The sequence below is a fragment of the Faecalibacterium sp. BCRC 81149 genome, from assembly GCF_022750605.1.
Classification (GTDB): domain Bacteria; phylum Bacillota; class Clostridia; order Oscillospirales; family Ruminococcaceae; genus Faecalibacterium; species Faecalibacterium duncaniae.
In genome coordinates, this window is record NZ_QXJA01000007.1 from 86,932 (window position 1) to 109,925 (window position 22,994).

Here is a 22,994-nt window from a genome sequence, read left to right on the forward strand (position 1 = left end):
TCGATGAATCATCGTGAAAACGATACAACACAAGAAAACGAGGGAAAACAGGTGCAGCAGGAGCTGGAAGAGCAGCTGCGCGCCTTTGGCGACACCATGTCCGATGCCTTTGCCCACGGCTTTGAGGGAAAAGGCATGGACATCGGCGACCGAGCCTGGGATGTGGGCAAGGCGGCAGTCCATGCGGCCAATTACGGCATTTCGGAGGCGGGCAAGGCCATGCGGCAGGCCCGGGACAGCTACTACCAGAGCCAGCGGCAGGCCCATGCCAACGGCGGCACGGCAGAGCAGTACGCCGGGATGCCCCAGTGGGCCAGAAATTTCTTTGCCTCGCGCCCGGAGCTGACCACGGTGGAAAAGCTGCGGAAATGCGCCAAGGAGCGTTACAGCTCGGGCGTAGCTCTGCTGGCCGTGGGCATCACCTTTGCGGTGCTTTTCGGGCTGGGCACAGTGGGCTGCCTCATCGGGCTGGGCATTATTTCGCCGGCTGCTTTGGGCGACGTTGTGGTGTCGGCTACTGAGGGCGGCGGCATCCTGATGACGGGCACGGACTACGTTATGAACACCGCCTACAACGTGCTTGGCATCGTCAGCAGCGTGCTGGGCCTTGCCACGGCGGGCTTTGGCTGGATGGCGGCCTGCGGCGTTTCCCAGAGGGAAGCGGGCAGGCAGATGGGCCAGCTGGCCGACCTTGCCGACAGCATGGACGGCGGCAAGGGCCTGCCGGTGGAGATGCTGGCCGACCTGACCCACCAGAAAAAGAAAAAAACGCTCAAGCGGCTGAAAAAAAGCATCCGCAAAGGCTGGCTGAATGCTTGGCTGGATGAGAAAACGGAGACTGTGTACCTGACGGCGGAGGATTACCGCGCCGCGCAGGAACGCCCGGAGCCTCAGCCTGCCCCCGCACAGCCCGAGCAGGGGGAAACCGCCGAAACGCCCCTGAACCTTGAGACCATCCGCCGTTTTGCGCAGGTGCTGGAACAGGAACAGCACCTCATGCAGGACGCGCAGGGCCGGGAAGAGCTGGAAACGATGCAAAAGACCACCACCGCCATCTGCGAGTGGCTGGAAGCGCACCCGGAAAGCCTGCCCAAGGCCCGCCGCTTTGCGGAATATTATATCCCCACCACCCTCAAGCTGCTGCACACCTACAACGATGTGCAGGGCCAGCAGGGCGAAAATGCAGAGACCATCCGCCGGGACATCGCGGGCATCCTGCACACCCTGAATCAGGCTTACAGCAACCTGTATGATAACCTGCTTTCTGACGTTGCCATGGATGTTTCCAGCGAGATCGCCGCGCTGCAGGGAATGCTGGCCAATGACGGCCTGACCGGGGAGGGACTGTTATGACGACCTACCGGGCCTGGAACCTGAAGCCGCTGGACCGCTCCGCCCTGAAAGAGCTGACCGCGGCCATTGCCCAGCAGAGCACTGAGGAGCTGGAAAGCCGCGCCATGGAAACGATGGATGGGGAGCCGTGGAGCGAGGAAAAATATCAGATGACGCTGGCCGCCCAGCAGAAAGAGGCGGGCCTGCTGGCGGGCATTCTGGCCGCGCGCGGCATCACCGACCCTGCCGAGGCCCTGACCCTGCTGTCGGGCGAGGAGGAGCTGACCGACCCCATGCTCCTGACCGACATGGACAAGGCCTGTGCCCGCATCCTCGATGCCATCGACCGGGAAGAGACCATTGTTGTCTTTGGCGACTACGATGTGGACGGCGTGACCGCCACCGCCCTGCTCTACCAGCACCTCAAGGGGATGGGAGCCAACGTCAAGTGTATGCTGCCCAGCCGTGAAGGCGATGGCTACGGCCTTTCCAAAAATGCCATCCAGTCCATCCACGATAAGGGCTACCAGCTCATCGTGACGGTGGACAACGGGATCTCCGCGCTGGAGGAGGCCGAGTTTGCGGCTTCACTGGGGGTGGACCTGATCGTTACCGATCACCATCTGCCCCATGATACCCTGCCTAAGGCCGTTGCTGTGGTGGACCCCCGCCGCGCCGATGATACCAGCCCCTTCAAGGGCCTGTGCGGCGCAGGCGTGGCGTTCAAGCTCTGTGCCGCGCTGGACGGCTGCCCGCCTGAGGAGATGCTGGATTACTGCGGCGACCTTGCCGCCGTGGGCACCGTGGCGGACGTGATGCCCCTGACCGGCGAGAACCGCACCCTGGTCAAAGCGGGCCTGCACCTGCTGCAGCACTCTGACCGGCCCGGCCTTCTGGCCCTGCTGGATGAGGTGGGTCTGGGCGGCAAGCCCGTGACCGCCGAGAATGTCAGCTATGCCATTGCCCCCCGCATCAATGCGGCGGGCCGGATGGACAGCGCTGTGACCGCCCTGCAGCTGGTGCTGTGTGAGGATGAGGAACGCGCTGCCGAGCTGGCACATAAACTGAACGAGATCAACGCCGCCCGGCAGGAGACTGAGGGCGAGATCGCCAAGGCCGCGCAGGCCCAGCTGGAGGCCGAACCCGCCATTCTGGAGGACCGGGTCATCCTGATCTGGGGCCGGGACTGGCACCCCGGTGTCATTGGCATCGTGGCATCCCGGCTGGTGGAAAAGACCGGCCGCCCTGTCATCGTGGTGTCCATTGATGAGCACGGCGAGGGCAAGGGCAGCGGCCGCAGTGTGCAGGGCTTCAACCTGCACGCCTGCATTGCCTCCTGCGAGGATCTTCTCCTCCGCTTCGGCGGCCACGCCATGGCGGCGGGCCTTTCGGTGCGGGAGGAGAACCTGCCGGAGCTGCGCCGCCGCCTGAACGAGTGGGCCGCCCGGGAGTGCCCGGTGCTGGTGACCCCGCCGCTGGAATGCGACCTGTCCATCCATCTCGACCGCATCACCGTGGAATCCGTCCGGCGGCTGGATCAGCTGGCTCCCTACGGTGCCGAGAACCCCGCCCCGGTGTTCCTGCTGGAAAAGGCCGTGGTGGAGGGAGTCTACCCTGTCTCGGAGGGGCGGCACTGCCGCCTGCGCCTGCGGCAGGGCAATGCCTGCATTTATGCGGTCTGGTTCGGGATGCACCCGGAGCAGCTGCCCTATGCCACCGGCGATGTGGTGGACGCGGCCCTGAGCCTCTCGGTTTACGAGGCTGCCCGGGGCGCACAGCTTTCGGGCCGCATTCTGGAACTGCACCCGGCGGGCTTTGGCAACGCCGCCGCCCAGCAGACCGCGCTGGTGCAGGCTTTGCGCCGCGGCAGCCCGCTGACTGTACAGCAGCGCGCCCTGATCGCACCGGAGCGCAGTGATATCATTACCGTTTACCGGGAACTGCAGGCCCGGCGCTGGCACGCCGAGGATATGCAGCCCCTGTTTGCAAAGCTGGGGGAGGAGCACACCGGCAAAACGCTGGTGGCCCTGACGGCCCTGGAACAGGTGGGCCTGATCGCCGCCGTGGAGCGCGGCGGGGCAAAGTTCTGGGAGCTGGTTCCCACGGCAGGCAAGAAGAACCTGGCCGATGCCCCCATCCTGAAATGTCTGGAGGAATGAAAATATGCCAGAGGGAAAGAGACCTGCGGAGGATCTTTACTCCGCAAAAACGCATCTGCATCAGCCGGTGCCGGAGGTGTCTACCGTGAACGCCACGGCCCTGCCGGCCGACGCGCCCGAGGGTGCCCTGCCCAGCGAGGTGCGGCCTGAGATCGTTACCTGGGAGAAGCTCTGCGAGGCCATCAAGGCCAGCGGCAAGGCCTACAACATGGAGATGATCACCAAGGCCTATGACCTTGCCAACAAGGCGCACAACGGGGTCTGCCGCCGCAGCGGCGAGCCCTACATCTGCCACCCGCTGGCCGTGGCCCGCCTGGTGCTGGATCTGGGCATGGATTCGGAGAGCATTGCCGCCGCCCTGCTCCATGATGTGGTGGAGGACACCCCCACCACGCTGGAGGACCTGACCGCCGCCTTTGGCGAGGAAGTGGCCCTGCTGGTGGACGGCGTGACCAAGCTGACCAAGATCCAGTTCTCCAACATCGAGGAGCTGCAGGCCGAGAACCTGCGCAAGATGCTGCTGGCCATGAGCCGGGATGTCCGCGTGATGATCATCAAGCTCTGCGACCGGCTCCACAATATGCGCACCGGCGATGCCTGGCCTGAGCAGAAGCGCCGCGACAAGGCCCGTGAGACGATGGAGGTCTATGCCCCCATCGCCAACCGTCTGGGCATCCTGAACGTCAAGGAGGAGCTGGAGGATCGCAGCCTGCACTACCTTGACCCCGTGGGCTACGAGGAGATCAGCAAGATGCTGAGCGAGCGTGCAGGGGAGGAGTTCCTTGCCAGAGTGTCCAGTGTCATCGAGCTGCGGCTGAAGGAGAGCGGCATCGAGGGTGCCACCATCAAGCGCCGCGTCAAGAGCATCTACGGCATCTACCGCAAGACCATCATGCAGAACAAGTCCTTCGATGAGATCTACGATATCTATGCCGTCCGTGTCATTCTGGATACGCTGGCCGAGTGCTACAGCACCCTGGGCCTCATCCACGATATGTACCACCCGCTGCCCAACCGCTTCAAGGATTATATCTCCACCCCCAAGCCCAACGGCTACCAGAGCCTGCACACCACCGTCATCGGCCACGAGGGCATCCCCTTTGAGGTGCAGATCCGCACCCGCAAGATGGATGAACAGGCAGAGTACGGCGTTGCCGCCCACTGGAAGTACAAGGAAGGGCTGGATGGACACGATAAGCTGGATGAGCGCCTGGCCTGGGTCAGCCAGCTGCTGGAAAACCAGCGCGTCAGCGAGGACTCCGGCAACCTGCTCCATGACCTGAAGAGCGACCTGCTGCCCGAGGAGGTCTTTGCCTTTACCCCCAAGGGCGATGTCATCAACCTGCCCACGGGTGCCACCTGCATCGACTTTGCCTATGCCATCCACTCCGCCGTCGGCAACCGGATGGTGGGCTGCAAGGTCAACAACCGGATGGTGCCCATTGACCACGTTGTTTCCACCGGCGAGATCATTGAAGTCATCCTCGGCCCGGCGGACAAGGGCCCCAGCCGCGACTGGCTGAAGATCGTGCGCACCAGCGAGGCCAAGAGCAAGATCCGCAACTGGTTCAAGAAGATGCGCCGGGAGGAAAACATCCAGGAGGGCCGCGACACGCTGGCCCGGGAGCTGCGCCGGGAGATGATCTTCATCCCCGACGACGAGCTGGATGAATTTATCGGCAGCTGCTGCCGCCGCCTGCGCCAGAACAACGCCGAGGAGCTGTATGCCGCCATCGGCTACGGCGGCATCACCATTGCCAACTGCCTGCCCAAGCTGAAGGAAGAGTGGCAGAAGCGGAAGAGCGAGGAGGGCAAGAACGAGCAGCTGGCCAAGGTGGATCTGAGCAAGGTCCACGCCACCGACGGTGTGGTGGTGGAGGGCTTCGACAACACCCCCATCAAGTTTGCCAAGTGCTGCAGTCCGCTGCCCGGCGACCCCATCGTGGGCTTTATCACCCGCGGTTTTGGCGTGTCCATCCACAAGCAGAGCTGTGTCAATGCCATCTCCAGCATGAAGGACCCCACCAACGCCCCCCGCTGGGTCAAGGCTTACTGGGCCGACAGCGTCAAGGACAGCTACAAGGCCGGCCTTGAGATCGTGGCGCTGGACCGCAATGAGCTGCTGCGGGATGTGCTGAGCGCTCTGGCCGATATCCGGGTGCCCATCTACACCATGAACGCCCGTCAGGTGGAAAACAACTGCGCCGTGGTCAGCCTGACCATCGGCATCAACAATACCGAGCACCTGAACCGCGTGGTGGCGCGTCTGTCCAAGGTCAAGGATGTGCTCAAAGTGACAAGGAGTTAAACCATGCGTGCAGTCATTCAGGCAGTGTCCTCCGCTTCTGTCCGGGTCAACGGCGGGGAGCCCCGCTCCATCGGCCCCGGCCTGGTCATCCTGCTGGGTGTCCGGGATACCGATACGCTGGACATCGTGCCCAAGCTGGCGGATAAGTGCGCGGGCCTGCGCATCTTCAAGGACGAAAACGACAAGCTGAACCTCAGTGCAAAGGACCTGGGCTATTCGGCACTGGTGGTCAGCCAGTTCACGCTTTACGGTGACACGAAAAAGGGCTACCGCCCCAGCTTTATCAAAGCGGCCCGGGCCCCGCTTGCGGTGGATGCCTACGAGTTGTTCCTTGCCGAGATGAACCGGCAGGGCCTCAGGGACGTGCAGCACGGCGAGTTCGGCGCGGATATGCAGGTGTCTCTGGTGAACGAGGGGCCCTGCACCATTGTCATCGACACGGACGAGTGGGCGCACCACTCGTAACGGCCCGCCCCCGGCAAAGCCGGAACATCTGAACAGTTAGAAGGATATAGGATATGAAAGCATTTCATCTTCTCGGCGCTGCGCCGCTTTATACCAACAGCTTTGTCCTGATCTCCGAAGCGGGCCATGCAGTGGTCATTGACCCCGCCGCCGAAGTGCAGGAGTACGATAAAATTTTCAAAGAGAACAACGCGACGCTCACCACCATCCTCTGCACCCACGGCCACTATGACCATGTGGGCAGTGCGGGGGTGCTGAGCCGGGAGTGGAAGGCCAGGATCTACTGTGAGCCTGCCGACTGCAGGGGCAGCCAGCTCTTTCCCCTGAAAAGCGCGGACAGCGGCTATCAGGAGGGGGAAAAGCTCACCGTGGATGAGCTGACCTTTACCGTCTGGCACACCCCCGGCCATACCGAGGGCGGCGTGGTGCTGCTGTGCGGGGACTATCTCTTTGTGGGCGATACCGTGTTCCAGGGCAGTATTGGCCGCACCGATCTGGAGGGCGGCAGTATGCAGAAAATGGATGCCAGCCTGCGCAAGCTGGCGGGCCTGCCCATCCCCAAAGAGACCCAGCTGCTGCCCGGCCACGGGGATTTTTCCACCTTTGGCGAGGAACTGGCGAACAATTTCTATATCCGCAGCGCCCTGCGCGGCGGGAATGCGGACTTTTAAGGATAAAGAGAGAAAAACATGAAGATTTATATTACCGGCCTGCCCTCCGGCTACGAGGTGGAGCATCTGGTGCGCCTGTTTTACCCTATGGCTCCGCTCACCCTTACCCCGCCGGAAGAGGGCGAGGACTGTGTCTGGGCCGAGAAAAAAGAGGATAGTCTGTACGCCATGGTGCGGGAGCAGGGCCAGAGCAGGGATGCGGCGGCTCCATTGCCCCGCCCCGTGGAAGCAGGCGGCGAGACGGTGGAGTTCACCCTTGCCAGCCTGACCTACGACCTGCTGCGGAGCTGGACCGGCATCCGCCCGCCCTGGGGCAAGATGACCGGTGTGCGCCCGGTGCGGCTCATCCACGACAAGCGGGCCGCGGGCTGGACCGAAGCCGACATCGACCGGTTCTTTCTGGAGCGCTTTGACTGCTCCCGGCAGAAGTACGACATGGCCAAGGCCATCGCCGACCTGCAGGAGCCCATCCTGAAGCTGGGTAGCGCCCCCAAAACGTACAGCCTGTATCTCGGCATCCCGTTCTGCCCCTCCCGGTGCAGCTACTGCAGCTTTGTCAGCTGCAACCTTGACCGGGACCGCAAGCTGGTGCAGCCCTATGTGGACTGCCTGTGCAGAGAGGTGGAGGCCATCCGGGAGCAGGCCGACAAGGCGGGACTGAAGCTGTGCAGCATCTATATCGGCGGCGGTACCCCCACCAGCCTGTCCGCTGACCAGCTCCGCCAGCTCATGGGTACGGTGCGGGAGAACTTCGACCTCTCCAAGGTGGTGGAGTACACGGTGGAGGCGGGTCGTCCCGACTGCACCGATGCCGAAAAGCTGGCTGTCATCAAAGAGTATGGTGCCACCCGCATTTCCATCAACCCCCAGACCTTCTCGGACGAGGTGCTGGCGGGCATTGGCCGCAGGCACTCGGCGCAGGATATCCTGGACTGCTATGCCGATGCCCGGAGAGCGGGCCATGAGGACATCAACATGGACCTCATCGCGGGCCTGCCCGGCGATACAGTCGCGGGCTTTGAGCACAGCCTGCGGCAGGCCATCGCGCTGGACCCCGAGAACATCACCGTTCACACCCTGACCCTCAAGCGGGCCTCCCGCATCGTCATCGAGGATCAGAAGGAGAACGACTACGCAGACGTAGCGGCTATGCTGGAAAAATGCCAGCTGCTGGCCGATGCAGGATATCGCCCCTATTACCTCTACCGCCAGAAGAACACCCTGCAGAATCTGGAAAATGTGGGCTGGTGCAAGCCGGGCCACGAGGGGTACTATAATATCTATATCATGGAGGAAGTCCAGACCATCCTTTCGGCCGGAGCAGGCGGCAGCACCAAGCTGGTGGCCGACGGCGGCCGACGGATGCAGCGCATCTTCAATTTCAAGTATCCGACAGAGTATATCCAGCGCTTTGCGGAGGTACTGGAGCGCAAAAAAGGAGTGGCTGATTTTTATGATCACGATTTGGGTCCCGAAACGTCTGGTTGAAGTCGGGCTGTACAACGTTGCCGCCCGCAGTCCGCAGGAACTTGCCGCCCTGAGCGAGCAGAGCTACCGCGACCGCGTGAAGTACGCTGCCGAAAAGGTGCGCTTTTCCGGCACCAAGATCGTCATGCTCACCGGCCCGTCGGCCAGCGGCAAGACCACCAGCGCCCACAAGCTGGCCGAGGAGCTGATCCGGCAGGGAACATACGCCCATGTGGTCAGCCTGGATAATTTTTTCCGTGGGGCGGAGTTCTACCCCCGCCTGCCCGACGGCACCCTGGATTACGAAAACCCCGATACCATGGACCTGCCCCTTGTCCGGCAGTGCCTGCATGAGCTGAGCGAGACGGGCCGGACCACCCTGCCCATCTATGATTTTGCCAACGAGCGGCGCTCCGACGAGACCGAGGCCGTGGACCTGCAGGGCGGTGTCTGCATCGTGGAGGGCATCCATGCCCTGAACCCGGAGCTCACCGGCCTTGTGCCCGCGGAGGATGTCTACCGCATCTACGCCGGCCTGCGGGAGGAATATGCCATCGACGGCCGCCGGGTCATCAACACCCAGGACATCCGCCTGTGCCGCCGCACCCTGCGGGACGCTGCCGCCCGGGGCCGCAGCCCCGAAAAGACCCTTGCCATGTGGGACCGGGTATTGGACGGCGAGACCCGGTATATCAAGGGCTTCAAGACCACGGCGGACTTTCTGCTGGACACCTCCTTTACCTATGAGCTGGGCCTGATCTCCAGGCTGCTGGGCATCGTGCGCCGCCAGTTCACGCTGGAGGGCCACAACGCCGAGCTCTGGGACGAGACTGCCCGCCGCTTTGAGCACGTGGTCCCGCTGGATCTGGAGCTTCTGCCCGCCGACAGTATGCTGCGGGAGTTCTACGGCAGTGCCGTAAAATAAAATCGCGCTCTGCGGGGAAAACGTTCCATCCTCTTGTCCAAATGCGAAAAAACTGTTTCCAAATCCGCACGAAACTGTAAAAGTTGTGAGGGATTCGTTGCAATCAGTGCCTGAGTGCGCTATAATGATACCATCATCTGACAGCACACACAGGGCCAATACCCGTAAGAGAGGTGTCATTATGGATTTCAATAAGATCAAGGAAATGGGTCTGGAGTACGCGGAAAAGGGCCGCAATGCCGCCATGGATCTGGCAGAGCGCGGCAGAACGCAGGCAAAGATCGTCTCGGAGCAGACCAAGCTTGCCCGGGCACAACGTCAGCTGGGTGCACTGGTCTACAGCCTGGCCAAGGGCAACGAGGAGAACCAGCCCCTTGTGGATAAGTATATCGAGATGATCGGCAGCATCGAGGCCAACCTGAACGCCCTCAGAGAGAGCCTTGGCCCCGCTGCCGAGGTCATCACCCACGATCTGGACGAGGAGCCCGCCGAGGGCAGCGGCATCACCATTGAGCTGACCGTGGAAAAGGACAAAAAGCCTGACACGGACAAAAAGACCTGCCCCCAGTGCGGTGCGCCGGTCTCTGAGGATGCGCTGTTCTGCAACAAGTGCGGCGCACAGCTGTAACCCCAAAAGCCTTGAAAGGGCGGTGTCCCCGTAGGGGGATGCCGCCCTTTCTGCACAGAAACAGGGTAAAGTGTGAAAATTCTGGAAACAATTGAAATGAAAAGCCGGAAAATGCGCTTGTCCCCTTGAAAAATCGCGGATTCTGCGGTACAATCGAGCTCAGGTTTTTGAGCAGAGGAAAGGGGAGTGCACCCATGCAGGACTGGCCCGAACGGGAACGCTACACGGCGGAGGATCTGCTGCAGATTATCCGCATTCTGCGTGACAGAGAAAACGGCTGCCCCTGGGATAAGGTGCAGACCCACGCATCCATCCGAAAAAACTTTCTGGAGGAGACCTGCGAGGCGCTGGAAGCCATTGATGCCGACGACGCGGCCATGATGCGCGAGGAGCTGGGCGACGTGCTGATGCAGGTGGCGTTCCATACCGTCATTGAGGAAGAGCGGGGCCGGTTCGATTTCGAGCAGGTCTGCCGGGAGGTGTGCGAGAAGCTGGTGTTCCGGCACCCGAACATCTTTGCCGCCTCGGCGGCTGAAAATGCCGGTATAAACAGCTGGGATGCGCTCAAAAATAAGGAAAAGGGCCGCACCACGCTGGCGGATGAGCTGAACACGGTTCCGGCCACCCTGCCCGCCCTGATGTATGCCCAGAAGATGCAGAAGCGTGCCGCCCGCAAGGGCGCGTTTGCGCAGACGGCAGAGGATGCCGCCGCTGCCCTGAAGGCTGCCGAGCGCGGCTGGGAGGAAGCGGTGCCGGAAAACGCCGCCGAGCGGGCCGGAGCACTGCTGTTTGCAGCGGCCAATGCCATGCGGCTGGCCGGTGTGGACGCGGAAGAGGCCCTGACCTTTGCATCCGGGCGGTTCCGTCAGGAGCTGCTGCAAAAGACCGAAGATTCGGACGGGCAGGAATGCCCTGCCACTGTCTGATAGAAAAAGCTGAGTAAAATTTTGTGGAGGTACCCATTATGACCAAGACCGATCTGATCGCACAGGTTGCAGCAAACACCGAGATGAGCAAGAAGAGCGCCGAGCTGGCTGTCAATGCCGCTTTCGACGCACTGAGCAAGGCAATGGCTGAGGGTGAGAAGATCACCATCTCCGGCTTTGGCACTTTTGAGATCCGTGAGCGCGCAGAGCGCCAGGGCATCAACCCCCGCACCCGTGAGCCCATCACCATCGCTGCTTCCAAGAGCATTGTCTTTAAGCCGGGCAAGGCTCTGAAGGATACCCTGTAAGTTTGATTTTTGCCGCCGGGGCCGCAGTGGTTCCGGCGGTTTTTTTGTAAAACCTCTCAGGCACATTGCGTCGGCTCTCCTGTCCGGAGGCGCGGCAGCGGGCAAAGCGCAATGACAGAGAGGTTCTGCTTTTCTGGAGGATCATAACATGAGACTGGATAAATACCTGAAAGTTTCGCGGCTCATCAAGCGCCGCACCGTGGCAAACGAGGTGGCCGATGCGGGCCGCATCCTCATCAATGGCAAGATCGCCAAGGCCAGCCAGGCGGTCAAGGAAGGAGACATCATCGAGGTCACCTTCGGCAACCGGCCCATCAAGGTAAAGGTGCTCTCTGACGTGGAGCCCCGCACCAAGGATGTGGCCCGGGAGATGTACGAGATCATCAGCGAATGACCCACAGTCACCTGCGGTGGCATCGCGTCATCAATGACGGTGTGGTTTGTTCTATCCCGCAAACTGTTTGCATAACCTTCACCAGAAGGGGGAGAGGTGCATGGCAGAGCAGGCGGGGAACAGTGACCTCATCCTGGAGAACCGGGAAAAGCTGACGGTAACAGGAGTCAGGCGGGTGCTGCAGTGCAACGCGGAGAGCGCCGCCATTGAAACAGCCCGGGGCGTGCTGCAGCTGGCCGGGGCACAGCTCAACGTGACCAGCCTTGACCTCGACAGCGGGGAAGTGAAGCTGACGGGCCGCATCGATACGGTGGAGTACACCGCCGCGCGCACCCCGGGCGGCTTTCTGTCCCGGCTGCTCCGCTGATGGCACCGGCTCTTGCGCCCGCGCTCATCGGGCAGGAGGCGGCTGCCTGCGCTCTGCTGGGCCTTGTGCTGGGCAGCGTGCGCGCGGTGTTTCCGGTCAGGGGGCGGGCGGCGTTCCTGCCGGATATGGCCCTTGTGGGGGCTGTCCTGCTGGGGCTGCAGAGCTATGCCGCCGCCCTGAGCGCCGGGGGCGTGCTGCGGTGGTACATGCTGGGCAGTGCCTTTCTCTGCGCCTTTGGGGCCGAACGGCTTCTGCGGCCTGCCCTGCGGGCGTTGGAACAGGGGCTGTTCTGGCTGGCAGCGGGGCCGCTCCGGCTGGCCCGGCGGGCATTGCAGCCGCTGGCAGCAGCCCGCAAAAAACGGGCGGAGCAGGTCAGAGCGCGCCGCACGCAAAAAAGAAGCGCAAAAAAACCGAAAAAGAACTTGCCAAGCACACGGCGGTTGTTGTATAATTCTAACGTATCAAAGTAAGAGTACAGGCGTTTCGGGCCTGCTGAGCACAGGAGGCGCTGAAAAATGGCAAATACCACCCGGAAAAAGCGCAGACGCAGCCCGTTTGTGCGGACGATCCTTCGTCTTTTCTTCATTCTGCTGCTGTTGAGTATGCTGGCGGCCTACATCTCCAATCAGGTGTCCATCAGCTCCCGGCGTGCGGAATTGCAGACGCTGAACGAGCAGATCGAACAGCAAAAGACCCAGAACGAGGAGATGAAGCGCATCCTCAGCGGCGATGCCGACGATGTGACCGAGTGGGTCGCCCGGGATTCTTACAACTACGCAGCCCCCAACGAGCGCATCTTTGTGGATGTGACCGGCAACTGAGGGCACACCCCGCCGGGCAGCTCTGCGGACAGACCCGGTGCCCCCACAAAAAGAGAGCAAGGAGTATTGAGTTTTGGCAATTGAGGTAGGGAACGTACTGGAAGGCCGTGTGACCGGCGTAAAGCCCTTTGGTGCATTTGTTGCGCTGCCTGAGGGCAAATCGGGCATGGTCCACATTTCCGAGGTGTCCAATGAATATGTGCAGGATATCAACACGGTGCTGCACGACGGCGATGCTGTGAAGGTGCAGGTCATCAACATTGCACCGGACGGCAAGATCGCGCTGTCCATCAAGCGGCTGCTGCCGCCGGCACCCCGTCAGCCGCGCAGTGACCGTGGGCCCCGGCCCGGCGGCCCGCGCCAGAACGGCCCCCGCGAGGGCGGCCATTTCGGCAATTCCCGCGGCGGACGGCCCCCTCGTGAGGGTGGGCGCGGCCCTGCCCGGGACGCAGCCCCCCGTGTGTGGCAGCCCAAGGCTCCGGCCAAGAGCGATAACTTGAGCTTTGAGGATATGATGAGCCGCTTCAAGAGCCAGAGCGAGGAAAAGATGGCCGACCTCGACCACGAGACCAACAACCGCCGCGGCGGCGGTTATGCACCGCGCTCCCGCCGCGGCCGCTGAGCCATAGAACGAACCGGGCCTGCCCCAGCGGGGCGGGCCTGTTTTTTGGTGGTGCGGCAACGCCCACGGACAAGAAAGGAACCAGAATGCCTGCAAAATTTGAACTGATCGCGCCCTGCTTCTTTGGCTGCGAGGCAACTGCGAAATTTGAGCTGACCCGCATCGGGGCCGAGAACATCCGGGTAGGGGATGGCCGCCTGACCTTTGCGGGCGGGCCGGAGATGATCGCTGCCGCCAACCTGAACCTGCGCACGGTGGAGCGCGTGATGCTGCTCCTCAACACCTACCCCGCTTCCACCTTCGATGAGCTGTTTGACGGCGTGTACAGCATCCCCTGGGAAGAGCTGCTGCCCGCCGATGCCGCCTTCCCTGTGACCGGCTCTTCCCTGAATAGCCAGCTCACCAGCGTGCCTGCCTGCCAGAGCATCATCAAAAAGGCTGTGGTTAAGCGCCTGATGAACAAGCATCATACCTCTGTTCTGCCCGAGACCGGCGCGGAGTACAAGATCCGCTTCATGCTGCGCAAGAATGTCTGCGAGATCATGCTGGATACCACCGGCGAGGGCCTGCACAAGCGCGGCTACCGCCGCAACGCCATGGAGGCCCCCATCCGTGAGACGCTGGCCGCGACCATTGCCGACCTGGGCCGTGTCCGCCGCGACAGTCTGGTGGAAGATCCCTTCTGCGGCAGCGGCACCCTGCTGATCGAAGCCGCCCAGAAGGCCATGAACATTGCCCCCGGCCTCAAGCGCCGTTTTGCCGCCGAGCGCTACAGCTTTGTGCCCGCTTCCCTCTGGGCCGAGCAGCGCCAGAAAGCGCTGGCAGAGTCCAAGCTGGATGTGGGCTTTGAAGCCTTTGGTTACGATATCGACCCTGCCGCCGTGGCACTGGCCAATGCCAACGCAAAGCTGGCCGGTGTGGAAAAGCGCTGCCATTTTGAGGTGGCCGATGTCGCTGACTTTGCGGCAAAGCCCGAAGCCATCGTTCTGACCAATCCCCCGTACGGCGAGCGGATGAGCACCATCGAGGGTGCCGCCAAGCTGGCCCGCACCCTGGGCCAGCAGATGGCCGAGCATCCCTGCGCGGGCCTGTACGCCATCACTGCCGATATGGAGTTTGAGAGCCACTACGGCAAGCGCGCCAACAAGCGCCGCAAGATGTACAACGGTATGATTCCCTGCCAGCTGTATATGTACTACGAGGCCCCCAAGTTTGAGCACAAGGCAAAGCCGATGCCCAAGCAGGGCTTTGACGGGAAGCGTACCGCCGAGTTCAAGAAAAAGTAAACAGGAGAACAAAAAGACATGGACGGTCCGATGCGGCCTTATCTTCCGGAGCTTACCATCCGGGATTATAATATCTACCAGTGGTATCTGCGGGGCGTGCAGTATCAGCTGAACACGACTTACGGGCTTTACTCGTGCAGCCTGCTGCAGCACAACGGGGTTCTGTTCGCACTGCTGTCAGACAGCCTGGCCGGGCGGGAGGCGACCTGCAAAAAGGTGCGCCTGCCCTGGACGCTCTGCTGGAGGCCGATGATGTGCCAGACGCAGGGCATCCGGCTGGCCGCGCAGGTGGAGGTGCTGCTGGGCTGGCATAAGCTGCAGGACCGCCGCTGTGACGAGCTGCCCTTCCAACAGCGGGTGAAGCGCACCATCGACCGCATCCTGCTCCGCCGCGCCTACGAAAAGGCCGTGCAGGAGAACCCCGCGCTGGAGCGGCTGTTTGAACAGGAGCAGGAGCAGGCGATCGTTCAGATGAACCTGAACGCCAAGAACTACACCGAGGTTGCCGAGCCTATGAGCAACATCTACGGCGCGCTCTACTCCACGCTTGCCACCGATGAGAACAGCCAGCGCAAGAGTATGCGCTATATCGGCAGCTGCATCGGGCGGGTGTTCTACCTGCTGGATAAGGCGGGCCGTGTGGCCGATGACAAGCGGGCCGAGCGGTACAATGTGTATCTGGTCAACGGTGTCGAGGACCCCGGTGCTGCACTGGAAAATGCCCGGCGGCAGTCGCTGGCTGCGGCAAACGATCTGGTGCGCGCCTACGGGATGCTGGATGTCAAGCTGAACAAGAGCCTGATCGACAATATTATGATCCTGGGCCTGCGCCATGCGGTGGAGCCGCTGGACCCGGAGAACCAGCCCGTGCGCTGGGAGCTGCCGTGAAGGCCCGCAAGAGCTGGGCGATGGCCTACTGCGGCATGGCTGCTGCCCTGAGCGTGGCCCTGATGCTGCTGGGGGCCGTGGTGCCGGTGCTGATGTTCATTGCCCCGGCGGTGGCCAGCCTGCTCATCGCCACGGTCTGCGTGGAGTGCGGCAGGACCATGGCCCTGACAGCCTACGGAGCGGTGAGCCTGCTCAGCCTGCTCTTTGTGCCGGATAAGGAGGTGGCGCTGGTCTTTGTGTTCCTGCTGGGGTATTACCCGCTGGTCAAGCCCCGGTTTGAGCGCATCCGTCTGCCGCTGGTGCGGGTGCTGTGCAAGCTGCTGCTCTGCAACGGTGCCGTGCTGGCCATGTACGGGCTGGTGCTGCTGCTGGTGCCTGCGGGCAGCATTTCGCAGGAACTGAAGACCACCGCGCTGGTGGTCTCGCTGGCCACCCTTGCCATGGGCAACGTTGCCTTTCTGCTGTATGACCGGGCGCTCCACAACCTGCTGCAGGTGTATCAGCTGGTGTGGCGGCCGAAGCTGCATAAGATGCTGGGAAAAAGATAATGGGTCAAACCCCTCAGGCGGGCTTATGCCCGCCAGCCCCCCCTAATAGTGGGGCCCTTGGCATTTCGTAAAGTTTCCCTATATACACAAACTGTATTGCTCTGCCAAGGCCGCCCCTAGTAGGGGCGGTGTCATCCAGAAGGGATGACGGTGGGGTTTAATAGCAGGGCTTTGTCTAAGAGGATTCTAATTGAGAGGAGTGATGTCTACCACCAGTTGACACAAAGCGCCGGGCCACACGGGTGACAGCCGTGAGGGTGACGAGGAGAGGAATCATCGAAAATTTCGGCGGATGTTTCTCCGGCTGACCATGGGCTATACCAGCCGCAGAGAGGGGCAAAAATCGGCAGTGATACCGTAACAGATTCCCTCAAAGAAAGCCATACAAGAACATAAACTGTTACAGGAGGCTGACAGCTGTGCTGTGCGCGTTTTTGCGCCGGGCTGTCGGCATGGAGGTGTTTTGTATGTGTGGCATTGTTGGTTATGTTGGAAAACGGAATGCACAGGATGTTTTGCTGGATGGTCTGGAAAAGCTGGAGTACCGCGGCTATGATTCCGCCGGTGTGGCCCTGGCTTTGGAGGGCGGCATCCGGGTGGTCAAGAGCAAGGGTCGTCTGGCGGAGCTGCGCAAGCGGCTGGCGGTGGAGGCTCTGGCCCGGAGCGGCTGCGGCATCGGCCACACCCGGTGGGCGACCCATGGGGAGCCCAGCGATGTGAACAGCCACCCGCATTCCACGCCCCGGGTGAGCATCGTCCACAACGGCATCATCGAAAACTATGGTGTGCTGAAGGAGCGGCTCATGGCCAAGGGCTATACCTTTGAGAGCGAGACCGACACCGAGGTCCTGGTCAAGCTCATCGACAGCTGCTATGAGGGCGAGCCTCTCAAAGCCCTGCGCGCCGCCCTGGCCATGGTGCGGGGCAGCTATGCGCTGGCTGTCCTGTTCCGGGATTTCCCGGATACCCTGTTCGCGGTCAAGCGGGAGAGCCCGCTCATCGTGGGCTGGGGCGAAGAGGAAAACTTTATTGCGTCGGATATCCCGGCGCTGCTGAAATATACCCGCCGGTACAGCGTGCTGGAAGAGGGGGACATGGCGGTGGTGAACGCCGACGGCATCCGCTTCTACAATGAGTTCGCGGAGCCGGTGGAGCGGGAAGTTCTGACCGCCAACTGGGATCAGGAAGCTGCTGAAAAGGGCGGCTACCCGCACTTCATGCTGAAGGAGATCAACGAACAGCCTGCGGCCATCACGGCCACAGTGAGCCCCCGCGTGGAAAACGGTCTGCCCGACCTGCGCGTTCCTGAGCTGACGGATGAGCGGCTGCGCCGCATCGGTACGGTGCATCTGGTGGGCTGCGGCACGGCCATGCACGCGGGCATGGTGGGCAAGGCTGCCATCGAGGCGCTGGCCCGGGTGCCTGCACAGGTGGAGATCGCCAGCGAGTTCCGCTACCGGAACCCCATCCTGCGGCCGGAGGATCTGGTCATCATCATCAGCCAGTCGGGCGAGACCAGCGATACGCTGGCTGCCCTCAAGCTGGCCAAGAGCCGGGGTGTGCCGGTGCTGGCCATTGTGAACGTGGTGGGCAGCAGCATTGCCCGCGCGGCGGATTATGTCATGTACACCTATGCCGGCCCTGAGATCGCCGTGGCCTCCACCAAGGCCTACATGGTGCAGATGTGCGTGCTCTACCTGTTCGCCCTGCGGCTGGCTTACGCCCGGGGAATGCAGACCGATGCCGAGATCCGCCGCCTGACAGCAGAGCTGCTTCGAGCCGGGGAGGTCATCAAGCCCCGCCTGGCCGATTGTGAGCAGATCAAGTATCTGGCCAGCCGTTTCGTCAATACCCAGAGCTGCTTCTTCATCGGCCGCGGGTTCGACTATTCGCTCTCGCTGGAGGGCAGCCTGAAGCTGAAGGAGATCAGCTATGTCCACTCGGATGCCTACGCGGCGGGTGAACTCAAGCATGGCACCATCAGTCTGGTAACAGACGGCGTGCCGGTGATCGCCCTTGCCACCCAGAAGCAGGTCTACGAAAAGACCATCTCCAACGCCAAGGAGACCAAGAGCCGCGGCGCGAAGGTCCTGCTCTTCACCACCCGGGATGCCGTGGTGCCCGATGGCGTGGCCGACTATGTGGTGCGTCTGGATGACTACGATGACCTGCTGATGCCCCTGCAGCTCATCGTTCCGCTGCAGCTGTTTGCCTACTATATGGCTGTTCTGCGCGGCTGTGATGTGGATAAGCCCCGCAATCTCGCCAAGAGCGTGACCGTGGAATAACCGTAGAATCAGAAATCAAGCCTTGCCAAACCCGCCCGCTGGTGGTATACTATCTAGGTAACCGATGCTGGTGTGGCGCAATGGCAGCGCAATTGATTTGTAATCAATGGGTTGCAGGTTCAACTCCTGTCACCAGCTCCAAAAAGACCTCAAAACGGAAAACGTTTTGGGGTCTTTTGCTGTTATAGAAAGTGCTTTTATTGCGGTAAAACGCAGGAAAATAGAGAACGACAGAAAAAGAGAAAATCCGTGGAAAAAGTAGTTGACAAATGCCACTTCAGATGATAAAATATATAGGCAGTCAGCGATGACTGCAAATAGGATATGGGCGTGTTCCCGAGTGGCCAATGGGGACAGACTGTAAATCTGCTGCTTTTCAGCTTCGGTGGTTCGAATCCACCCGCGCCCACCAAGATAAAACACCTAGAAACGTAAGTTTCTGGGTGTTTTTCTTTTGCCGTAACCCACAGTCAAACCCACTTTTTCGCGTGGCAGCCTTTTTCGTTACCCCCTCACCACGGCATTGTAAAGCATCTCCAGGAACTGCACCGCGCTGGGTGCGCCGGTCAGCGGGTAGCCAGCCAACTGCTGAACGCCTTCGGGATTGAGCGCCCAGGCTTTCTCTGCTGCACGCCGAACGGCACTTTGAATGGCAGACCACTTGCAGCTTCGCTGGTCTGAGATGGGGGTATAGATCTCTTTCTGTACGGCTTCCAGCCGGTCCTCCTGCTCACAGATCAGAGCCACGCAGTCGCAGAGAACACGGTAATTCTTTGAGCTCCGGGTAATCCCCAGCGGCCGGAGGATTTGATCCAGCTGGGCGGGGGAGTTCGAAATTTTCACGTCGGGCATAGTTTGCACATCCTTTCTATCCAACTTTAACCGGAAAATGTCAGAATGTGCTGGATAATGCGGAATGCGTCGGAATATGCCGAAACATGCCAAAAGAAAACAGCCCCGAGGAACCATCAGGCTCCCCGGGGCTGCTGCTGTGTACGGTAATTGGATCTTACTTGATCTTCCCCTGCATCTGATCCAGCAGCTCATCTGCGTGGATGGCCTCGGGGGTGAAGGAGTTATTTTCCCACCATGCCCAGATGGCGGCAGCGGTGGTCAGGCCAGCCGTCACCCACTGCTCTACGCTGGCGCTGTCGATGGGCAGCACCGGCTTGCCTGCCGCGCTCAGCAGCTGGTTGACGAGGGCCAGTGCCAGCACGACGGTGCGGGCAATGGTCGCGGCGGGGATTTTTCTGTTAGTCATAGGTCAGTCCTCCTGTTTGATCGGTAAAGCCATAACACGGCGGTACAGCTCGGTGCCCGTGCCGTTGCCGCCCAGTGCATGGTAGCTCTTGTACAAATACTCAATGTTCTTCAGGCCGCTGGCATCAATCGAGCCCTGCGCCATGAAGTACTGGCAGGCCTGATACAGCCGGTCGTGCAGGATGGCCAGCAGGCCCTCTTTGATGGCCTTGCGCTCGTCGTCCTGTGCCTTGATGCGTTTGGTCAGGCGGCGGTAGGCCGCGGTCAGCGCCCCAGAGATGCCGGTGAAGGCAAGCTCCCAGAGGTGCTGCAAGATAAACTGCCACATCGGTCTCACCCCCTGACCTGCCCCAGCCCGGCCCGCTGGATGATGGCGGCGTAGTCCTTATACGCATGGCTCAGGTCTACCGGGCCGCTCACGCCGGGGATCTTGCCGCTGCTTGTGTACTGCCACATGCCGTGGCGGCGGGCGGGGCGCTTGCCGCGGTAATCGGCCAGCCAGAGGTCATACGGGGCCAGCGGCTGGGCGGCCAGGGCGGTATCCGCGAAATTGGTGTAGGTGTACACCATTGCATACAGCCCCCACGCTTCGAGTTGGGCAGCGGCTTCGGCCACCAGGTCCGAAAGCTTTGCGGGGGCCAGGGAGCGCAGGCGGGGGTCCTCCACATCGATGGCAAGGGGCAGTTGGAAGTTCTTGTCCGCCAGCGCAGCACGCAGGGCGGCCAGCTCCTCCTCCGTCTGCCGGGGCGTGACGGCACAGGTGTAGTAGTAGCCGCCCACCGGGATGCCCAGCCGGGCACACTCGGCGTAGTTGCGGGCGAAATAGGGGTCGAGGTAGGGCTTGCCGCCCTTGCTGCCCAGCACCCGCAGCATCACGCCGTCGATTTTGCCGCTTGCCTTGACCTTGTCCCAGTTGATGCTGCCCTGCCATTTGCTCACGTCAAGTATTGTTCTTGGCATTGCTCTGCGCCTCCTCTGCAGTATTCAAAGTGCCTCCCACATAAACTCGCCAACTCGTACCGCCGTCATCATTGGGCCAAATCGTGACATGCTTTCCGCTGCAGATTGGCCATGCATGGAATTGTCGAATCCCATTTGTTGTGCAGGGATGATGCGGTAGCTCGTCCATGGTCATGGTATGCACATGGTAATGCTGCGGGTCTCTCTGATACTCAGCTCTCTGTAGGGCAACAGCTTCCTGCACGATCTTGTTAAGCCCTGCCTGGTCATACTCCATTTTGAAAGTTCCGCTCTCGAGCAGCTCGTCCAATGTTCCCTCCAGGGTCGTGTCACCCAGTGTGATGCGCACCTTCAGGTCATCCATTGCTCTGCGCCTCCTTACTGCGTGATTTCCTCAAAGCCGCTCTTGACGAGAATTGCCTTGACCTTCTCCTTCAGCAAGCGGGGGCAGCGCTCATACAAAGCTTTTGCCTCCTCCACGGTCTCAGCGGACATAATTTCCTGTGCCCATAACATAGCCATCATAAGTACCATCCTTTCGATTTTTTGTGTGATTTTATGCATAGACAGTCTCGCTCATTTCCAGCAAGCACTGCTTCAGCATTTCGTTTTCGTTTTTCAGGGCTTCCAGCGTCTCCGGCAGCTGCGCCATCTGGGTCTGGGCGCTCTCCACCGTAGCAAGCCGCTCTTCCAGTGTAGGGGTCGGCTTCGGTGCATCGGCAGGGTCTGGCTGCGTGCCGGCCTCCACCACAACGTAAGCCTCCGGCTGATCGTCCATTCTCCACAGGGCTTCGCCCACGGCAGCCGCTGCATTGTGGGTGGTAATGGCATCCACAACGGCAGAATAGGCATCGCACTCTTCCTGCGTGATGACCGGCTTCAGGATTTTTGTTCCGGGTTTGATCTCCATTTGCGTTCACCTCACTTCCAGCGGCCAAAAACAATCCAATGGACTTTTAATGTTCCACCAGAGGTGTTAATACGCATGTCGGTTGTACTACTGTCTTGAAAACCAAAATTATAATTCTCAGGATACTGAGTATCCAGTGACCCAACAGGTGTATAATTTGTATTAGCAAAAGACACAGGAAAACCCACCCTCCCACCGTAATTGGTTCCCCAGCATATCTGCGTACCATCTGAAAATCTTACCCAATTACTGCCGCTGGCCGCTACCGCTGAAGCACCCGCCGGGCCTTGCGGCCCTTGCGGCCCCCGTGGGCCGGTAGCGCCTGTTGCCCCGGTGGGCCCTTGCGGACCCTGTGCGCCGGTAGCGCCTGTTGCCCCGGTGGGCCCTTGCGGACCCTGTGCGCCGGTAGCACCTTTCAGGCTGGCGATCCAGTCAGCTTCGCTGCCGGTGTACCCCAGCTTAACAGCCAGCGCATAGGCCGACTGACCATCAAAGGTTCCGGCTTCCTTGGCCTGTTTCACGGCATTGGTGGCCGCATTGGCCGCGTTGGTGCTGGCTTTCTCTGCCCGGTCGGCATCGACCTTTGCCGCCTCCGCGCTGGTGGATGCCTCCCCGGCCTTGGTGGCGGCGGTGGAAGCGCTCCCCGCAGCGGCGGTGGCCTGCTGGGTTGCGGCGTTTGCCGCAGCGGTGGCCGTCTTGGTGGAGGCCGCTACGTCGTTCAGGGCCGCAGTGCGGGCCCGTGCGATATCCTGCAAGGCGGCGGTGTGCTCCGTCTCCGTGTCCTGCAGGGCCCGCTGGGCGGCGGTCTCGCTGGTCTTGGCGTTCTTCTCGCTGGCGGCGGACTTGGTCTCGCTGGTCTTGGCTGCCTCCGCGCTGTCCTTGGCGGCGGCAGCACTGTTGCTGGCGTTCTCCTCCAGCGTGGCGATGCGCTCCTTGGCAGCGGCCAGCAGCTCGTCGGTGGGGATGCCGGTCACACCGTCCCGCACGAGGCCGCAGAGCGCCTCGTCCAGCCGGGTGTCGGTGATCTGGCCCGTGGTGATGCTGGTGGAGCCTGCCGGGCGGGTGATCTCGGCAAGACAGAGGTCGTAGATCAGCTCGGTGCGGGAGATGGCCGGGGCCGTGGGTGTGCTGGATGCCGTGCCCTGCAGCACCTGCAGGCTGGCGGCTCTGGCACCGGCATCATAGCGCATGGCGATGCGGTCGATGCGGGGGAGAGACGGGTCGGCCAGCGGCAGGGTCAGGGTGTCGGCCTCCCGCTTTGTGATGGAGTAGCCGGTGAAACGGCTGGGGTGCACCCAGCCACGGCCCGCGCCCACGGTGACCGTCAGCCCGCCTGCGGCTGTCACCGGGAAGTCCTCAGCTCCGCTAAACACACCCGAGGTGAGGCCCGCAAGGTAGGCCGCCACGTCTGCGGCATCGAAGTCGCAGTCGTTGGCGGGATATAAAACGATTTTGCTCAAA

General features: G+C 61.5%; 27 protein-coding genes and 2 tRNA genes. 21 read left to right on the top strand and 8 right to left on the bottom strand.

Annotated elements, in window-relative coordinates:
* Positions 1-3 precede the first annotated feature (3 nt).
* From D3F01_RS09355 to D3F01_RS09455, 21 genes are all read left to right on the top strand, one after another.
* Positions 4-1,353, top strand: coding sequence for a 5-bromo-4-chloroindolyl phosphate hydrolysis family protein (locus D3F01_RS09355; RefSeq protein ID WP_242888137.1), 1,350 nt, complete (start codon positions 4-6; stop codon positions 1,351-1,353).
* The gene (recJ, locus tag D3F01_RS09360; protein ID WP_242888140.1) at positions 1,350-3,491 is read left to right on the top strand and encodes a single-stranded-DNA-specific exonuclease RecJ; all 2,142 of its coding nucleotides are present in this window, start codon (positions 1,350-1,352) and stop codon (positions 3,489-3,491) included. Before D3F01_RS09355 ends, recJ begins: the two co-directional genes overlap by 4 nt.
* Before the next feature lie 4 nt (positions 3,492-3,495).
* A complete protein-coding gene (locus D3F01_RS09365) occupies positions 3,496-5,799 on the top strand; it encodes a bifunctional (p)ppGpp synthetase/guanosine-3',5'-bis(diphosphate) 3'-pyrophosphohydrolase (protein ID WP_156075352.1) in 2,304 nt (767 codons plus the stop codon).
* Positions 5,800-5,802: 3 nt separating this feature from the next.
* The gene (gene dtd / locus D3F01_RS09370; protein WP_097771014.1) at positions 5,803-6,264 is read left to right on the top strand and encodes a D-aminoacyl-tRNA deacylase; all 462 of its coding nucleotides are present in this window, start codon (positions 5,803-5,805) and stop codon (positions 6,262-6,264) included.
* A 53-nt stretch (positions 6,265-6,317) separates the two neighbouring features.
* Entirely contained in the window at positions 6,318-6,935 is a 618-nt protein-coding gene (locus D3F01_RS09375) for an MBL fold metallo-hydrolase (protein WP_242888143.1), read from the top strand.
* Between the two features lie 18 nt (positions 6,936-6,953).
* A complete protein-coding gene (hemZ, locus tag D3F01_RS09380; RefSeq protein WP_117505291.1) occupies positions 6,954-8,423 on the top strand; it encodes a coproporphyrinogen dehydrogenase HemZ in 1,470 nt (489 codons plus the stop codon).
* Positions 8,389-9,327, top strand: a complete 939-nt coding sequence (locus tag D3F01_RS09385) for a nucleoside kinase (RefSeq protein WP_207684499.1) — start codon at positions 8,389-8,391, stop codon at positions 9,325-9,327. The genes hemZ and D3F01_RS09385 overlap by 35 nt, the downstream gene beginning before the upstream one ends.
* Positions 9,328-9,508: 181 nt before the next feature.
* Complete coding sequence (locus D3F01_RS09390) at positions 9,509-9,955, top strand: zinc ribbon domain-containing protein (protein ID WP_097771017.1); 447 nt, start codon at positions 9,509-9,511, stop codon at positions 9,953-9,955.
* A gap of 194 nt (positions 9,956-10,149) precedes the next feature.
* A complete protein-coding gene (locus D3F01_RS09395) occupies positions 10,150-10,881 on the top strand; it encodes a MazG family protein (RefSeq protein ID WP_242888146.1) in 732 nt (243 codons plus the stop codon).
* Between the two features lie 38 nt (positions 10,882-10,919).
* Positions 10,920-11,189, top strand: coding sequence for an HU family DNA-binding protein (locus D3F01_RS09400; RefSeq protein WP_005933459.1), 270 nt, complete (start codon positions 10,920-10,922; stop codon positions 11,187-11,189).
* 148 nt (positions 11,190-11,337) lie between these two features.
* Positions 11,338-11,583, top strand: a complete 246-nt coding sequence (locus D3F01_RS09405) for an RNA-binding S4 domain-containing protein (protein ID WP_005933461.1) — start codon at positions 11,338-11,340, stop codon at positions 11,581-11,583.
* A gap of 100 nt (positions 11,584-11,683) precedes the next feature.
* Positions 11,684-11,950, top strand: coding sequence for a YabP/YqfC family sporulation protein (locus D3F01_RS09410; RefSeq protein WP_005933464.1), 267 nt, complete (start codon positions 11,684-11,686; stop codon positions 11,948-11,950).
* Positions 11,950-12,420, top strand: coding sequence for a hypothetical protein (locus D3F01_RS09415; RefSeq protein ID WP_242888149.1), 471 nt, complete (start codon positions 11,950-11,952; stop codon positions 12,418-12,420). Before D3F01_RS09410 ends, D3F01_RS09415 begins: the two co-directional genes overlap by 1 nt.
* 45 nt (positions 12,421-12,465) lie before the next feature.
* Positions 12,466-12,771, top strand: a complete 306-nt coding sequence (locus D3F01_RS09420; RefSeq protein WP_097771020.1) for a septum formation initiator family protein — start codon at positions 12,466-12,468, stop codon at positions 12,769-12,771.
* Between the two features lie 73 nt (positions 12,772-12,844).
* Complete coding sequence (locus tag D3F01_RS09425; protein WP_117505283.1) at positions 12,845-13,393, top strand: S1 RNA-binding domain-containing protein; 549 nt, start codon at positions 12,845-12,847, stop codon at positions 13,391-13,393.
* 86 nt (positions 13,394-13,479) lie between these two features.
* Entirely contained in the window at positions 13,480-14,679 is a 1,200-nt protein-coding gene (locus D3F01_RS09430) for a class I SAM-dependent RNA methyltransferase (protein ID WP_117535039.1), read from the top strand.
* An 18-nt stretch (positions 14,680-14,697) separates the two neighbouring features.
* On the top strand, positions 14,698-15,567 hold the full coding sequence (locus tag D3F01_RS09435; RefSeq protein WP_242888151.1) for a DUF5685 family protein: 870 nt from the start codon (positions 14,698-14,700) through the stop codon (positions 15,565-15,567).
* Positions 15,564-16,115 carry a hypothetical protein gene (locus tag D3F01_RS09440; protein WP_005932121.1) on the top strand — a complete coding sequence of 184 codons (552 nt, stop codon included), beginning with the start codon at positions 15,564-15,566 and terminating at the stop codon, positions 16,113-16,115. The genes D3F01_RS09435 and D3F01_RS09440 overlap by 4 nt, the downstream gene beginning before the upstream one ends.
* A gap of 467 nt (positions 16,116-16,582) precedes the next feature.
* Positions 16,583-18,403, top strand: a complete 1,821-nt coding sequence (gene glmS / locus D3F01_RS09445) for a glutamine--fructose-6-phosphate transaminase (isomerizing) (RefSeq protein WP_173016437.1) — start codon at positions 16,583-16,585, stop codon at positions 18,401-18,403.
* Positions 18,404-18,469: 66 nt separating this feature from the next.
* A tRNA-Thr gene (locus D3F01_RS09450) sits at positions 18,470-18,544 on the top strand.
* 185 nt (positions 18,545-18,729) lie between these two features.
* Positions 18,730-18,815, top strand: a tRNA-Tyr gene (locus tag D3F01_RS09455).
* Between the two features lie 92 nt (positions 18,816-18,907).
* On the opposite strand, the gene D3F01_RS09460 is transcribed toward D3F01_RS09455, so the two are convergent.
* From D3F01_RS09460 to D3F01_RS15950, 8 genes are all read right to left on the bottom strand, one after another.
* Positions 18,908-19,255, bottom strand: coding sequence for a sporulation initiation factor Spo0A C-terminal domain-containing protein (locus D3F01_RS09460; protein ID WP_242888154.1), 348 nt, complete (start codon positions 19,253-19,255; stop codon positions 18,908-18,910).
* Between the two features lie 157 nt (positions 19,256-19,412).
* Positions 19,413-19,664, bottom strand: a complete 252-nt coding sequence (locus D3F01_RS09465) for a phage holin (RefSeq protein ID WP_242888164.1) — start codon at positions 19,662-19,664, stop codon at positions 19,413-19,415.
* Between the two features lie 3 nt (positions 19,665-19,667).
* Positions 19,668-19,991, bottom strand: coding sequence for a hypothetical protein (locus tag D3F01_RS09470; protein ID WP_242888166.1), 324 nt, complete (start codon positions 19,989-19,991; stop codon positions 19,668-19,670).
* 5 nt (positions 19,992-19,996) lie between these two features.
* Complete coding sequence (locus D3F01_RS09475) at positions 19,997-20,623, bottom strand: GH25 family lysozyme (RefSeq protein WP_242888169.1); 627 nt, start codon at positions 20,621-20,623, stop codon at positions 19,997-19,999.
* On the bottom strand, positions 20,604-20,987 hold the full coding sequence (locus D3F01_RS09480) for a hypothetical protein (protein ID WP_242888171.1): 384 nt from the start codon (positions 20,985-20,987) through the stop codon (positions 20,604-20,606). Before D3F01_RS09480 ends, D3F01_RS09475 begins: the two co-directional genes overlap by 20 nt.
* A 14-nt stretch (positions 20,988-21,001) precedes the next feature.
* Positions 21,002-21,148, bottom strand: coding sequence for a hypothetical protein (locus D3F01_RS09485; RefSeq protein ID WP_242888173.1), 147 nt, complete (start codon positions 21,146-21,148; stop codon positions 21,002-21,004).
* A gap of 31 nt (positions 21,149-21,179) precedes the next feature.
* On the bottom strand, positions 21,180-21,533 hold the full coding sequence (locus D3F01_RS09490; protein ID WP_242888175.1) for a hypothetical protein: 354 nt from the start codon (positions 21,531-21,533) through the stop codon (positions 21,180-21,182).
* An 11-nt stretch (positions 21,534-21,544) separates the two neighbouring features.
* A complete protein-coding gene (locus D3F01_RS15950; protein WP_278252027.1) occupies positions 21,545-22,993 on the bottom strand; it encodes a collagen-like protein in 1,449 nt (482 codons plus the stop codon).
* Between the last annotated feature and the right edge of the window lies 1 nt (position 22,994).

Bases quoted from the DNA above. Each gene is read 5' to 3' on its own strand.
- D3F01_RS09355 (WP_242888137.1), top strand. From the start codon at position 4: ATGAATCATCGTGAAAACGATACAACACAAGAAAACGAGGGAAAACAG.
- recJ (WP_242888140.1), top strand. From the start codon at position 1,350: ATGACGACCTACCGGGCCTGGAACCTGAAGCCGCTGGACCGCTCCGCC.
- D3F01_RS09365 (WP_156075352.1), top strand. From the start codon at position 3,496: ATGCCAGAGGGAAAGAGACCTGCGGAGGATCTTTACTCCGCAAAAACG.
- dtd (WP_097771014.1), top strand. From the start codon at position 5,803: ATGCGTGCAGTCATTCAGGCAGTGTCCTCCGCTTCTGTCCGGGTCAAC.
- D3F01_RS09375 (WP_242888143.1), top strand. From the start codon at position 6,318: ATGAAAGCATTTCATCTTCTCGGCGCTGCGCCGCTTTATACCAACAGC.
- hemZ (WP_117505291.1), top strand. From the start codon at position 6,954: ATGAAGATTTATATTACCGGCCTGCCCTCCGGCTACGAGGTGGAGCAT.
- D3F01_RS09385 (WP_207684499.1), top strand. From the start codon at position 8,389: ATGATCACGATTTGGGTCCCGAAACGTCTGGTTGAAGTCGGGCTGTAC.
- D3F01_RS09390 (WP_097771017.1), top strand. From the start codon at position 9,509: ATGGATTTCAATAAGATCAAGGAAATGGGTCTGGAGTACGCGGAAAAG.
- D3F01_RS09395 (WP_242888146.1), top strand. From the start codon at position 10,150: ATGCAGGACTGGCCCGAACGGGAACGCTACACGGCGGAGGATCTGCTG.
- D3F01_RS09400 (WP_005933459.1), top strand. From the start codon at position 10,920: ATGACCAAGACCGATCTGATCGCACAGGTTGCAGCAAACACCGAGATG.
- D3F01_RS09405 (WP_005933461.1), top strand. From the start codon at position 11,338: ATGAGACTGGATAAATACCTGAAAGTTTCGCGGCTCATCAAGCGCCGC.
- D3F01_RS09410 (WP_005933464.1), top strand. From the start codon at position 11,684: ATGGCAGAGCAGGCGGGGAACAGTGACCTCATCCTGGAGAACCGGGAA.
- D3F01_RS09415 (WP_242888149.1), top strand. From the start codon at position 11,950: ATGGCACCGGCTCTTGCGCCCGCGCTCATCGGGCAGGAGGCGGCTGCC.
- D3F01_RS09420 (WP_097771020.1), top strand. From the start codon at position 12,466: ATGGCAAATACCACCCGGAAAAAGCGCAGACGCAGCCCGTTTGTGCGG.
- D3F01_RS09430 (WP_117535039.1), top strand. From the start codon at position 13,480: ATGCCTGCAAAATTTGAACTGATCGCGCCCTGCTTCTTTGGCTGCGAG.
- D3F01_RS09435 (WP_242888151.1), top strand. From the start codon at position 14,698: ATGGACGGTCCGATGCGGCCTTATCTTCCGGAGCTTACCATCCGGGAT.
- glmS (WP_173016437.1), top strand. From the start codon at position 16,583: ATGTGTGGCATTGTTGGTTATGTTGGAAAACGGAATGCACAGGATGTT.
- D3F01_RS09460 (WP_242888154.1), bottom strand. From the start codon at position 19,255: ATGCCCGACGTGAAAATTTCGAACTCCCCCGCCCAGCTGGATCAAATC.
- D3F01_RS09465 (WP_242888164.1), bottom strand. From the start codon at position 19,664: ATGACTAACAGAAAAATCCCCGCCGCGACCATTGCCCGCACCGTCGTG.
- D3F01_RS09470 (WP_242888166.1), bottom strand. From the start codon at position 19,991: ATGTGGCAGTTTATCTTGCAGCACCTCTGGGAGCTTGCCTTCACCGGC.
- D3F01_RS09475 (WP_242888169.1), bottom strand. From the start codon at position 20,623: ATGCCAAGAACAATACTTGACGTGAGCAAATGGCAGGGCAGCATCAAC.
- D3F01_RS09480 (WP_242888171.1), bottom strand. From the start codon at position 20,987: ATGGATGACCTGAAGGTGCGCATCACACTGGGTGACACGACCCTGGAG.
- D3F01_RS09485 (WP_242888173.1), bottom strand. From the start codon at position 21,148: ATGATGGCTATGTTATGGGCACAGGAAATTATGTCCGCTGAGACCGTG.
- D3F01_RS09490 (WP_242888175.1), bottom strand. From the start codon at position 21,533: ATGGAGATCAAACCCGGAACAAAAATCCTGAAGCCGGTCATCACGCAG.